This is a genomic window from Corynebacterium sp. HMSC078H07, assembly GCF_001812805.1.
Taxonomy (GTDB): domain Bacteria; phylum Actinomycetota; class Actinomycetes; order Mycobacteriales; family Mycobacteriaceae; genus Corynebacterium.
Map to the genome: position 1 here is coordinate 26,566 of NZ_KV810455.1, position 12,044 is coordinate 38,609.

The window sequence follows — 12,044 nt, forward strand, 5'->3', positions numbered from 1 at the left end:
GTGTTAATCAATATGGGGGAGGCCTTGGCTGTTAATTATTGGGGCGATTTTGGGCAATAGTTCCCTCCATGCTTCGTCGAGTTTGTCGAACCTTTCGTTAAATGCGCGGGATAGTTCCGTAGGCTCGACGATATCTTCCACCTTGTTGAAATTCGGTATTTGAGTCTTTTCTTCAAAGCGCCAACGAATACGAATGGCATCAAAATGACCTGCAAAAACGTGGTCAGAGGGGGCGGGTGTAGTGTCTTCACCTACAACCACATGAACCATTAGCTGGTCGTCTTCCTTGATTAAAGATGGACTATAGATGTATTTCGGGGCTAGCCACGCACCCCGCTTCTCTCCCAGCGAGTAGTCGGCATGGACTCGAATGCCATCCAGTTTTTTGGACCTATTTGGGAACTGGCGAATCGGTTGGCGACTGAAATGCAGAACGGGTTGATTTGATTCTTCAAGAGCCTCTGGAAGTGACTTTCCGGCTACGTGAATTGGTAGCTCGTCTATGTCAATCATAAGTACAGATTTGGCGCTCGGGGCGAAAAACCTGCGAGAGTGCTCCCATGCTACGTGCTGGTTATAGTCTGAATCCCAAACATCATTTGGGCCCCCAGTTGGGCCGAATGGCATACCCCATTTGACTACAACGTGGCGCTTAATACCGGGGATCAGTGAAAGCACCTGATCGACGCGTTCGGCTGAGTAGAGCGAACTGTTGTTGTCGTAAACGATAATGGTGTCGGTGTCGTTTACTAAGGAATTGTAAAACGCCCAATAAGCAATCCACTCGAGGCGGTTGTCTTTTTGCTGGGTGACGAGAATGTGCCCTTTGGGTAGAGGGTGTTCGGAGATACAGGGAACTTCTACCTCCCAATACCCAAGAGGGCCATCGATGATAAGAATGCCTGGCGTATCCGATACTGGCGCTGTAGCACGGGACATTCGATTCAGTGACTCAAACGTAATGTTTTGAGTGATGTCATTCCAGTTCCACTCGAATCGAGTTGCTCTTAGCTCTCTTTCGAGATTCTCCCAGCGAGGCCCGATGAACCAAAGTGTCCCATTGTTGACAAATATGTCGGAAAAGACCGTGTGGTAATCGAATTTTTTTAGATAGTTGGGCTGGCGATCATCAGGGTTGCGAGGGGGTACCCTCTTTATCGGCGCGTCTACTGGCAGCTCGACCGTGGCTGGTGTGTAAATCATGCGTGGACTCCTATTGCCTGTGTTCTACTGGAATGTCGATTTCGACGAGATTCGTGTAGCGGCGTCATCCCAAGCCTCACCAAGCTTGGAGTCGAATTCATCAGTTAGCCACATTATCTTTTTGTAGTAGAGAGGGCCGGGTGCAGGGGTCAGTTCTCCTAAAACAGTTCCCCGCGTACCGTGAAACATGTCAACTCTCATGAATGGCGTGTTCAAAGCTTGTGTAATTCTGATGGCGGAGTCGAGCAACTGCTGTGGATCTCTGGGGACGATAGGGTCTCCCTGTTTAATATGCTTCCAGTTGCTCTCCACAAAACCAATCCGTGGTAGCGGGTTAAACTCACCGTCAAAAAACGCGTGCTCGTCTTTCGAACCATTTCGATCTACTTGTTGGATGAGCATTGGAGTGTCATAGAAACAGTAGACTTTGTAGTCGAAGGGAATTGGTTTCTGTGGATCTGGGCTCTCGATTAGCTCCTCAGCCATAAGCTTATATTGGCCTTTGTAATTGCATTTTTCGTAAGCGGAATTTTGTACTTCCTTAATTCCTTCAAACGTGTACTCGGTTCCGTTCAAAGAATCGTAGTACTTGCCATTTTCGGTTTTCTCGAGGAGTTGAACCCCCCAGTTCGAGTGCATTACTGTGGGTTTGAGCACAAACTTTTGGGGTAGATTGTCGAGACTTGTTAATTCGCCAGGATTTTCCCAATAGCCGTAGACTTTCGGCATCGGTATGCCAATTGAATCAGCAAAGCTATGGAGCTTGGCTTTGTCGTTAACCCACCAAGGAATGTTCTCCTCATTGTTGCTCAATCGGTTCTTTATATGTTCAACCCAAGTTGTCATTGTGTTCCTCTTCGGTATGGACTGGCGTATTCTTCAATCATGTGAAAACTGCGGGGATTGAAGACGTTTCGAGTCTTTTCCAGACTACCACGCGTGTTTTCTGTGAAGAGTCTCCTCTTTTGGAACTGCTAGCGCGACCGAATTAATCCTGTTCGTCGCTGGGGCACCTCGGTAGAATCTGGTCGGTGAATACTTCGCGTGACGGCTTTACTGTTTTGTACCCGTTGGATCCCACTGGTATCTAGTCCGTGGGATGTTCCCAGGAGGTGGTACCTACGCGGTAACATTTCGATTCACTGTTTTGTATCGCTCTGAACATGAGGGTTAGTGATTGCAGAGTCGCTGAAGCTGACTGTATAAAGATTCACGTGTGATGTCTTGAAAGGAAACCAATTGACTCTCTATTCTGCTCCTGACCGTGGTCGTCATATTTTGATTTCCGGTGGACTCGGGCGAGTCAATTCGATTTCGCGTGTGTTGGGCGGCAATCTCGTCATTCATTCGTACGATCCTGTCGTATTTGACATTAATGAACCGTTTTGGCCGCAGATCGAATCGATGAAGCTACACCCAACGGTGCGCTTTTATTTGCACTCTCTTAATTGGATCGACTTCGTTGTGGACCGTGCAGCAGAGCTTCCTAAGTTGGATTGGACTGAGGAAGTTGCAGCAGGCGTAGAGTTTGTCTGGGCGGTGGCGTGGAATTGGTGGGAGATGAACCATGCCACTCCCAGATGGAAGGACGATGAGCATGTGTGGGGAGGACACGCGGTCGCGATTAGAGCGGCATCGCTGAGTGCTCTCAGTGAAATCTTCCCTGAAGACGAATGGTTGTACGAAGCTATCGCTTATCACGGGCAGTGGCTCATGGAGCATTTTGACGGCTACTGGAACCATGGGCTCTCTCAGGCTCTTGCGCTGCTCGTGGTGGGGGATAGGCTGAGTAATGAGTCGATGCTTTCCACCGGTTCTGAACGCGCTGTAGCGTGCCTGGAGGTCATGATTGATGGCGAAGGTGCTATCAACGAACAAGCACCGGAGTACTCGAACTACATTGAGCGTTTACGTAAGACTGCTGTTGACGCTTTAGAAATGCTTGGGGCACCGGGTGCGGAAAAGCTGCGTGCGAAGCAAAAGCCTCTGGAGGAATTTATTGCCCATTCCCTTACCCCTGGCGGAACATTTGTGGAGGTAGGCGACTCGATGCCGAGGCGTCCAGAGTATGTTCGTGGAGGGGCGTTGGAATTCGCGCTATCGAATGGTGCCATTGGGGCTGAGATACCGCGTGTCAAAGTATACGAAGCGGGCTACATTTTTGGACGCTCCGGGTTTGGTCAGCGCAGGCCTAAGGATTTGGAAAGCTATTACACCTTGCGCTTTGGGCCGCCGCGTCAGATTCATGGGCATTTTGACCACCTGTCACTGACTTACTGGGACCGCGGAAGGAACATCATCGTTGATGCAGGTCATCCAGGTTATGTGAGAGGCCCGTTGCGTTCCTATGCCCAGAGCCGCCTAGCTCATAATGTGCTTACTGTTCGTGGAAAGGAACACGACGCTGAAGCAGCCTCACGACTGGTCGATCACCAGATCGAAGAATCGTGGTCGGCGTTCGATCTTGAGGACACTGCTTGGGAAGGCCTTCGCTGGAATCGCAGTGCGTGCTTTGTTGACTGCGGCCCCTTTGTGGTCTCGGACAGCCTTGAACCGACGCGCACTGTGGAGTACGCGGAGCAACGTTGGAATGTGGCCCCAGAGTTCAAATACGTGGGCTCGCAGTACGAGACAGTTCGATTCCAATCTGTTGTCGATGGAACCCAATTGGTGTTCATCCGCTACGGTATCGACGGCTCGCGCTACTTCGAGCCTACGGATACGAATCTCGCCCGAGGCAATCGTGAGGGCCAGCGTGGACTTGTCTTCCGTAACGAGAAACCCACTGATACGTGGGCATTAGGCTTTGGCCGCGCCAGCCGGGACTTCGGTGTTCTCACCGCGGTGGTTGTTGCCAAGCCGGAAGACAAGGTGGAGTACACCTTCAAGGAGAATGATCCCGGCAAACGCGTACTGCGTATCGTGCGTGGGAGCCAGACCTTCCTCTTTGATTATGACGTCAAGTCCAAACGAGTGCGGGCTTTGTCCGCACCCGTTGAACGAGGGTACGCGGACGGTGGGCTTACTCCGCGCTGACGCGTTCCGCCACTGTGCGGTTGATTCGCCAATCAGCGCGGCCTTCGCTGAAGCCGGAGTAGTACAGCTCGAAGCTGAGGTCGTCCCCGCTGCCGTGGGGGACTAGGGCGGATTTATATAGGTTGGGATAGCCGGACTCCTCGTGGGAGATGATCGGGGTGTCCGAGCGCTTCCAAGTGACACCGTCCTGAGAACGCAGAAGGTAGAGGTTACCTTGCTTGACCGTGCCCGGGATGATGTGAACGAGGCCGATGTATTCACCGTTGTGGAGTTGGACGTCGATGTGCCACAGGCGCTGCCCAGACGTGAGGCCAGGGTCAAACGACACGGTGGTTGGTTCAGACCAGGTTTTGAGATTCGAGCTTTCGTAAAAGACCACGCGGTTAGGTACACCACCGCCGTTGGCTACACCGTAGAGGCGCCACTTTTCTCCTGTCCAGATGAGGGCTTGAGACATGAACTGAGGCTCACCGGTCCAGATCTCTTCTTTCTCAGACCAGTGCACTCCGTCGTCGGATTTCACTAGGTAGATGCGGTTGGTTTTTCCGTTCGGGCGATCGACCATGCGCCAAGTCAGGTACATTTCGCCGCTAGGAGCCATGACGAGTTGGGTGTCGGAATTGTGCGGGTTAGGCTTGCCCAACTGGTCATCGATGGGGTTGTTTAGTCCGTCTGGAACCTGCCAGGTCCAGCCGTCGTTGGAGACGAGCACATTGGGATCCTCAGCGCCTTCATCGCTGGCTGGGTACGGGGTCATTGCCATCCAGTATTTCCAGCCATTCCATCCGTTCTCAAAGTAGAGGACTGAAGGGTGCGTGGCTTGGCCGCTGCCTTCGTGGGTGGGCAGTGTCAGCTGCGGGCCGCGAGGAGCGGTCCACGCCCACAAAGGATCTTTATCTTTACTGATGGCGAGCCTGTCTTTGATGCCGGCTACGTGCTGCGCAAAACCAGGGGAGGGCTCCACGGAAGTAACTGGGGCAGGAGCTGTGCTTGTGGTCGGTTCCGTCGAGGAGCTGGGTTCCTCAGTAGGTGCCGGGGAGGTTGAAGGTTTAGTGGACTCAGGCGTGGAAGTGGGAGTGCTTGGAGTTGCAGCAGGGGTGGTTTTCGGCGCTGGGGTCGACGAGGAGCCGTTGGAGGAGCCGATGCCGGGCAGTATGCCGGCGATGAGAGCCAAACCGCCAACGCTTGCAGCAAGCGCTACGAGTGCAGCAACGGCCTGCCGAACCTGTTCCTCATTGAACTGGGGAAGGGCAGGCATCTGGAAGGATGGGAATTGTTGTGCCTCTGCAGGTGCTGGGGTGGTTGCCTGTCCGGTAACCAGAGAGGCGGTGAGGGCTAAGGCAACGAGTGCTTTCCCGGTGCGTGGCGGTCGACGCATCTGAGACTCCTTTGTGCACGAGGACGAGACAAATCGAAGTCTAGCTTGTGGTGACGTGTGAGGCAGGGGAACGGGTGGACATCGACAAGCGCGTGCGCCACAACTTACGTTCTTTAGTAGGCCGAGGCCGGATGCTGGGTTCCCAGTGCATTAAGATTGAGCTATGGCTCATTCCACTACCGTCCGCACTGTTGTTGTCCCCGCAGCGGGTATGGGTACGCGTTTCCTGCCTGCGACGAAGACTGTCCCGAAGGAGCTTTTGCCTGTCGTCGACACTCCCGGCATTGAGATGATTGCTGAGGAAGCCGCGGGGGCCGGGGCAACACGGCTAGCTATTGTGACCTCGCCTAACAAGGATGAGGTCATGCGCCATTTCGATGAGTTTCCTGACCTAGTTGAGATCCTGCGTGCTCGTGGAAAGGATGAGCAGGCAGCGAAGGTTGAGCGCGCCGCGCAGATCATTGACCCCGTTGCTATTGTCCAGGACAAGCCTTTGGGCCTAGGGCACGCTGTTGGTTTGGCGGAGTCTGTCTTGGACGATGACGAGGACTACTTTGCTGTCATGCTTCCTGACGATGTCATTGAGCCAACTGCTGCCATGAGTGAGATGATTCGGGTGCGCCAGGAGCATGGAGGATCGGTGCTGTTAGCTGTGGAGGTAGACCCAGCGCACGTGTCGAACTACGGCGTGTTTGACATTGAGGACACCGACGAGGACGGCGTGAAGAAGGTCGTGGGCATGGTGGAAAAGCCTGCAGCTGAGGATGCACCGTCAAACTTGGTGGCTACGGGACGCTATCTGCTGGATCGTGCGATTTTTGATGCCCTTCGCCGCATCGAACCAGGCAAAGGCGGGGAGCTTCAACTGACTGACGCAATTGATTTGCTTATCTCGGAAGGCCATCCCGTTCACGTCGTGGTCCACGACGGCATCCGCCATGACCTTGGCAACCCAGCCGGCTTTATCCCGGCCAGCGTGGAATTTGGCTTGCGCCATCCGAAGTACGGACCGGCTCTATTCCATGACTTGGAATCGATCATGGAAAAGTATCGGTCCGAGCTCGGCTAGCAAAGGAAGCGTGAATTTCCTGCTGATCTAGGATTAAGAACCCATATCGTTCGGTGTTCAGCGCTATGAAACTTCAGCGTTTAGACTTATTGGAAACCTTCGCGTGGAAAGTCTGCAGGGCTGAGCGCGAATCGTTGAGACGCTTGGAGTGAGGATTAATGTCGGAACAGAAGGCTTTGCGGAAATCCATGAAGCCCTCGTGGGTTTTCGCCATGGCGTTGGGTGCGGCGATTGGCTGGGGAGCTTACATTCTGCCGTTTGATTGGATGCAGAAGGCGGGGCTTGCTGGAACGGTCATCGGTTTTGTCATCGGTGGCCTGATGATTGCCGTTATTGGTTTAAGCTATGGCTTTACCATTCGTGCGCTGCCGCTGACCGGTGGTGGTGTGGCATTTGCTATGGCTGCACTTGGCCGGACTCATGCGTTTATCGCAGGCTGGGCGCTGACGCTGGGGTACTCGTGCGTTGTGGCGTTGAATGCGTCGGCGGTCACGCTCGTTTTCCGTGTCACGTTCCCTGAACTGGTGATGCAGGGTGCGCTTTATGACGTTGCCGGGTGGACGATTTATCTGCCCGAAGTAGTGATCTGCTCGTTGTTCATTATTGTGTTCGCGTGGTTAAACTCTAAGGGTGCTGCGCTCTCCGGACAGTTCCAGTTCTTTGCCGTTGTGCTCATGATTCTGGCAGTGGTGATTATCGTGGCGTCGATGGTGCTCTATTACGTCGCTGAGAGCCCAGAGCTTGTCCCCGCTTTTCCCGTAGATGTGTCGCCTGTTGCGGCGGTGGCGACCATTGTCGCTTTTGCTCCGTGGGCCTATGTTGGCTTTGATTCAATCCCGCAGCTAGCAGGTGAGTTCAATTTTTCTCCGAAGAAGGCTCTAGGTCTCTTGATGTGGGGAATAGTTGCAGCCACTTTAATTTACTTGGCGATGATGCTCTCGACCTCTATCGCTGTAGGAACACACCACGAGGCCTACGAAGGCGATGCATGGCCGCCCGCGGCGGCTATCCGCGAAGTCATGGGGTTACCTGGATTGGTACTGATGGTGGTCGCGGTGAGCGCCGGAGTTCTGACTGGGCTTAATGGGTTCTTCACTGCAGCTAGCCGTGTTTTGTTCACTCTCGGCCGAGCCGATTTGGTTCCTCATCGTTTGGGTGAGCTCGACAGCAAACATCACACCCCGCGCAACGCAATTCTCTTGGTGTCTGCGGTCTGCCTCGTTACCCCGTGGTTTGGTCGTGCGGCCTTGTCATGGGTCGTTGACATGTCGAGCGCGGGTATCACTGTGGCTTACTTTTACACTTGCTTCTGTGCATGGAAGATCGCTCGTACTGGAAAGGTTCCCGGCATGGCAAAGCCCACCACTCCCAGCAAGTTTTACGAGTACTTCGCTCTAGCTGGATGTATTCTGTCCGTTGCGTTTATGGCACTGCTCTTTATCCCGGGCTCGCCCGGCATGCTGGGAACGGCTCCGCTTATCGCGCTGGTGGTTTGGATTGCGTTGGGGCTGGTGTCGTGGACCGTCAAGAGCCGTCAGTTGAAGGATGTGCCGCCGGAGAAGACGGCATCGTTGATTCTGGAATAGCGGAAGCGACCCGCTGCCGAACTAGTCGACCGTATTCACCCGCTCCGGCCAATCGTGTGCGGCGGAGTTGAAGGAACCGGAAACGCTGCGATCGCCGGGCTTCTGGCAGGTTAGGTCAGCATGGTCGCTGGCGATGCGGCAGATGAGGTCATAGTCCTCACCAGTCACGGGGCTCTTGGCGGTGATGTGAGCGGTGTAGAGGGAGCCGACCGTGGGGTTTGAAGAGTCGTACGGGGTCATTGTGTAGGTGGCCTTTGAGGCCGGGGCGAACATGGCTACCGCGAACTCGCAGGACGTGGCGCTTCCGGCAGTGATGGGGTGGCCCTGCGGGGTCGTACCGCAGTTGCCGCCAATCTGGCTGGCATTCGTGGTGTTTTCCTCTGCGTCGTCTTCAACCTCATCGTCGGCGTCATCGTCGTCCGTGGTGGTAGTTGGGGAGGGAGTGGAGTCTTTTTCTGTGCTCGTGTCGTCATCACTGTCTTCGGTGGTCGTTTCCTCCAGGGTAACCGTGGTGTCGTCGACGTTGTCGGTGTCAGGTGATGTGGCTGGGGAAGAGGTGTCAGTGCTGCATGCGGTCAGCGCGAATGCTGTGGCGATAGCGAGTGTGAGAGAAGAGAGTTTATGCATAGCACAGAAGTATATACGGGAATGGTGGTCTGACCTGCTTATTCGTGAAAAATGTTTGAAACGCCCATGGCAGCGGTGACGGCGATGTAGAGAGCAACCTGGGAGATGAGTGAGGGGGTGGGGGAGGAGATGTCGGAAAGCGCGCGGCGTGCCACGTCGTGGAAGAAGAGTTCCTCGCCCACGCCGTTGATGACGAGCGTGGCCAGCGTCATGGGGACGCTGCCGTGGCACATGTTGTCCGGCAGGTCACTCACCGGCCCGGCCAAGGCAGGGATGGAGCGCACGATAAGGGCGCCGAGGAGAAACGGGATGATGAGCGCGATGCCGATGCCGGCACCCCGGGCCAATTCACGCGGGGCGGCGCCGGAAAAGCACCGGCGGTCGCCCCACTTCAGCCACGTACCCAGCCAGATGGCGGCGGTAAAGAACGTGGCCAGGTAGAACTGCCAGGAGCCGGCGCCGGACAGGTGGAGGTCTTTGAGGGTGATGCCACGTTTCTCAGTGCGGAGATTGCCCGACGAAAATAAGCATGCGGATGTCGATACCTGGGGAGAATGCATAGAGTTGGCGCGGGGACGATGCGGCGAGAGGAAACGGAATTTCTCGGCGAACTAGCGTCACGTGCGTCTTGGTTTATGAAGGACCCCGGATCGGTGCGGCTTCTTGGCGAAGCGACACGCAGTCTGGGTGGCGGTTGGGTTGCAACAGTTGCCGGCGCTATGCGACGGGGGGGGTTAGACACAAGGGGGACGTCGTCAAGCGCCTTGTGCGGGAGTTGGGGTGCGATCCTTGAGCCAACCCGTAGTGACTTCGCAAGAGCGCAGGGCATGCGAGTGTTTGGTAACCGGGCTCTCCAATGGCCACCATCGGTTGCGTTCATGGAATGAGAGGTGGAACCCCGCGTTAAATCTCTTAGATCTGCAGCACACCTAATCAAGAATCTCTAGACTTGCCAGATACGCGCGCTGGGATCGTCCGCAAGGTCCTGGCGCTCAAGGTGAATTGTCTGGAGTGAAACTACATGTCGGAGAATGCGACACTGCGGAAAACGATGAAGCCCTCGTGGGTCTTTGCCATGGCGTTGGGCGCGGCGATTGGCTGGGGCGCCTATATCCTGCCGTTCGACTGGATGCAGAAGGCGGGGCTTGCTGGAACACTCATCGGTTTTGTCATCGGTGGTCTCATGATTGCGGTTATCGGTTTGAGCTACGGCTTTACCATTCGCGCGCTGCCGCTGACCGGTGGTGGTGTGGCGTTCGCTATGGCTGCGCTCGGCCGGACTCATGCGTTTATCGCGGGGTGGGCGCTAACACTTGGGTATTCGTGCGTTGTCGCGTTGAATGCGTCGGCGGTCACGCTCGTCTTCCGCGTCACGTTCCCTGAGCTGGTTATGCAGGGCGCGCTTTACGACGTCGCCGGGTGGCCCATCTATCTCCCCGAAGTAGTGATTTGCTCACTGTTCATCATTGGGTTTGCGTGGTTGAACTCTAAAGGTGCAGCACTCTCTGGCCAGTTCCAGTTCTTTGCTGTTGTGCTCATGATCCTGGCGGTGGTGGTCATTGTGGCGTCGATGGTGATCTACTACGTCGTCGAGCGCCCGGAGCTTGCTCCCGCTTTTCCCGTAGATGTGCCGCCTGTTGCGGCGGTGGCGACCATCATCGCTTTTGCCCCGTGGGCCTACGTGGGCTTTGATTCCATTCCGCAGCTGGCGGGCGAGTTTAACTTCTCTCCGCGGAAGGCTCTTGGGCTTCTGCTGTGGGGTATTTCCGTGGCGACGTCGATTTATATCGCGATGATGCTGGCGACGTCGATTGCCGTGGGCGCCAACCACAGTGATTTCGAGGGCGATGCATGGCCGCCGGCTGCAGCCATTAGCGAAGTGATGGGACCCGCTGGATTGGTGCTCATGGTCGTTGCCGTGAGCGCGGGCGTGCTCACCGGACTCAATGGCTTCTATACAGCGGCAAGCCGAGTGCTGTTTACCTTGGGCCGCGCAAACTTGGTTCCGCGCCGGTTGGGCGAGCTCAAAGGACAAGGGCGCACGCCGCGCAACGCGATTCTCTTGGTATGCGCAGTGTGCCTCGTCACCCCATGGTTTGGGCGTGCAGCCCTGACCTGGGTCGTCGATATGTCCAGCACCGGTATTACAGTGGCTTACTTCTACGCATGCTTCTGTGCATGGAAGATTGCCCGCACTGGACACGTGCCTGGAATGACGAAGCCCATTGAACCAAACAAGTTCTACGAGCTGATTGCCTTGGTCGGGTGCATCCTTTCCGTCGCGTTCATGGCGCTGCTCTTTATCCCTGGCTCGCCCGGCATGCTGGGAACAGCGCCGCTTATCGCACTGGTGGTTTGGATTGTGCTGGGGCTGGCGTCGTGGTCCGTTAAGCGCCGGCAATTGCGGGACGTGCCGCCGGAGAAGACGGCATCGTTGATTCTGGAATAGCTGGGGTGGTTAGTCCGCAGTGTTCAGACGCTGCGGCCAGTCGCGGGCATCCGAGGTGAAGATGGCGAGCACGCTGTTATCGCCAGGTTTGCGGCAACTCAGACCAGCTAAATCGCTGCTAATTTGGCAGGTGAGCGGGTAGCTCTCACCGGTAACGGGGCTTTTAGCAGTGATGTCTGCAGTGTAAAGAGGATTGACCGTGGGGTCTGCTTGGTAGAGGGCGTAGCTGGCCTTCTTGGCAGGACCAAACATGGCCGCGGCAAACTCACAAGAGGTAGCGCTGCCGGCGAAGATTGTGTCGCCCTCTGGTGTCACGCCGCAGTCGCCGCCGACTTGGCTGGCGTTGATGGTCTGTTCGCCAGCGTCTTCCTCTTGCTGCTCGTCAGCTCGGGTGGGGGAGGGACCTTCGTCTTCCTCGGTGGTGGTTGAAGCACTGTCGGCGATGTCTGCCGAAGCTGATTCTTCAGCCGTTGTTGTTTCTTCGGCAGCGACGGGATCTGGGGACTCGGACGTAATCGGATCATTGTCGCTGCAAGCGGAGAGTGTCAATGCCGTTGCGGCGGCGAGAGTGAGAGAAGAGAGTTTATGCATAGGGGAGACTGTAGTCCTAGAAAAGTGCGGTGTCCTGGGATTGCGTGGTCGAATTGGTGAGGGAGACGTCGGCAAGCACGGCGCTGACCACACGCATTAGCACTA

At 55.6% G+C, this 12,044-nt stretch carries 10 protein-coding genes; 4 read left to right on the forward strand and 6 right to left on the reverse strand.

The annotated features are described in order from the left end of the window. Positions 1 to 3: 3 nt before the first annotated feature. Positions 4 to 1,203: a hypothetical protein gene (locus HMPREF2875_RS03130; protein ID WP_070670160.1), complete on the reverse strand. Its 1,200-nt coding sequence runs from the start codon at positions 1,201 to 1,203 to the stop codon at positions 4 to 6. 24 nt (positions 1,204 to 1,227) lie between these two features. After that, positions 1,228 to 2,049 carry an ATP-grasp fold amidoligase family protein gene (locus HMPREF2875_RS03135; protein ID WP_070670162.1) on the reverse strand — a complete coding sequence of 274 codons (822 nt, stop codon included), beginning with the start codon at positions 2,047 to 2,049 and terminating at the stop codon, positions 1,228 to 1,230. Positions 2,050 to 2,442: 393 nt separating this feature from the next. Here HMPREF2875_RS03135 and HMPREF2875_RS03140 point away from each other — a divergent pair, with 393 nt between their 5' ends. Then, a complete protein-coding gene (locus tag HMPREF2875_RS03140) occupies positions 2,443 to 4,239 on the forward strand; it encodes a heparinase II/III domain-containing protein (protein WP_141754557.1) in 1,797 nt (598 codons plus the stop codon). Here the strand turns inward: HMPREF2875_RS03140 and HMPREF2875_RS03145 are convergent. Then, on the reverse strand, positions 4,226 to 5,617 hold the full coding sequence (locus HMPREF2875_RS03145; RefSeq protein ID WP_070670166.1) for a sialidase family protein: 1,392 nt from the start codon (positions 5,615 to 5,617) through the stop codon (positions 4,226 to 4,228). The two genes, HMPREF2875_RS03140 and HMPREF2875_RS03145, sit on opposite strands and share 14 nt — an antisense overlap. Positions 5,618 to 5,780: 163 nt before the next feature. Here HMPREF2875_RS03145 and HMPREF2875_RS03150 point away from each other — a divergent pair, with 163 nt between their 5' ends. Next, positions 5,781 to 6,686: a UTP--glucose-1-phosphate uridylyltransferase gene (locus HMPREF2875_RS03150; protein WP_070670168.1), complete on the forward strand. Its 906-nt coding sequence runs from the start codon at positions 5,781 to 5,783 to the stop codon at positions 6,684 to 6,686. Between the two features lie 158 nt (positions 6,687 to 6,844). After that, positions 6,845 to 8,272: an APC family permease gene (locus HMPREF2875_RS03155; RefSeq protein ID WP_070670170.1), complete on the forward strand. Its 1,428-nt coding sequence runs from the start codon at positions 6,845 to 6,847 to the stop codon at positions 8,270 to 8,272. A 21-nt stretch (positions 8,273 to 8,293) separates the two neighbouring features. Here HMPREF2875_RS03155 and HMPREF2875_RS03160 read toward each other — a convergent pair whose 3' ends face one another. Both HMPREF2875_RS03160 and HMPREF2875_RS03165 read right to left on the reverse strand, forming a co-directional pair. Beyond that, positions 8,294 to 8,899, reverse strand: a complete 606-nt coding sequence (locus HMPREF2875_RS03160; RefSeq protein WP_070670172.1) for a hypothetical protein — start codon at positions 8,897 to 8,899, stop codon at positions 8,294 to 8,296. A 38-nt stretch (positions 8,900 to 8,937) separates the two neighbouring features. Next, positions 8,938 to 9,459, reverse strand: coding sequence for a hypothetical protein (locus HMPREF2875_RS03165; protein ID WP_070670174.1), 522 nt, complete (start codon positions 9,457 to 9,459; stop codon positions 8,938 to 8,940). Between the two features lie 461 nt (positions 9,460 to 9,920). Between HMPREF2875_RS03165 and HMPREF2875_RS03170 the strand changes: the two genes are divergently transcribed. Beyond that, positions 9,921 to 11,348, forward strand: a complete 1,428-nt coding sequence (locus HMPREF2875_RS03170) for an APC family permease (RefSeq protein ID WP_070670178.1) — start codon at positions 9,921 to 9,923, stop codon at positions 11,346 to 11,348. Positions 11,349 to 11,357: 9 nt separating this feature from the next. Here the strand turns inward: HMPREF2875_RS03170 and HMPREF2875_RS03175 are convergent, their stop codons facing one another. Continuing rightward, positions 11,358 to 11,939: a hypothetical protein gene (locus tag HMPREF2875_RS03175; RefSeq protein WP_070670181.1), complete on the reverse strand. Its 582-nt coding sequence runs from the start codon at positions 11,937 to 11,939 to the stop codon at positions 11,358 to 11,360. Positions 11,940 to 12,044 lie beyond the last annotated feature (105 nt).

What these genes read in the sequence shown, in the direction of transcription:
- HMPREF2875_RS03145 (WP_070670166.1), bottom strand. Translation starts at nt 5,617, where the DNA reads ATGCGTCGACCGCCACGCACCGGGAAAGCACTCGTTGCCTTAGCCCTC.
- HMPREF2875_RS03175 (WP_070670181.1), bottom strand. Translation starts at nt 11,939, where the DNA reads ATGCATAAACTCTCTTCTCTCACTCTCGCCGCCGCAACGGCATTGACA.
- HMPREF2875_RS03155 (WP_070670170.1), top strand. Translation starts at nt 6,845, where the DNA reads ATGTCGGAACAGAAGGCTTTGCGGAAATCCATGAAGCCCTCGTGGGTT.
- HMPREF2875_RS03135 (WP_070670162.1), bottom strand. Translation starts at nt 2,049, where the DNA reads ATGACAACTTGGGTTGAACATATAAAGAACCGATTGAGCAACAATGAG.
- HMPREF2875_RS03170 (WP_070670178.1), top strand. Translation starts at nt 9,921, where the DNA reads ATGTCGGAGAATGCGACACTGCGGAAAACGATGAAGCCCTCGTGGGTC.
- HMPREF2875_RS03130 (WP_070670160.1), bottom strand. Translation starts at nt 1,203, where the DNA reads ATGATTTACACACCAGCCACGGTCGAGCTGCCAGTAGACGCGCCGATA.
- HMPREF2875_RS03150 (WP_070670168.1), top strand. Translation starts at nt 5,781, where the DNA reads ATGGCTCATTCCACTACCGTCCGCACTGTTGTTGTCCCCGCAGCGGGT.
- HMPREF2875_RS03165 (WP_070670174.1), bottom strand. Translation starts at nt 9,459, where the DNA reads ATGCATTCTCCCCAGGTATCGACATCCGCATGCTTATTTTCGTCGGGC.
- HMPREF2875_RS03160 (WP_070670172.1), bottom strand. Translation starts at nt 8,899, where the DNA reads ATGCATAAACTCTCTTCTCTCACACTCGCTATCGCCACAGCATTCGCG.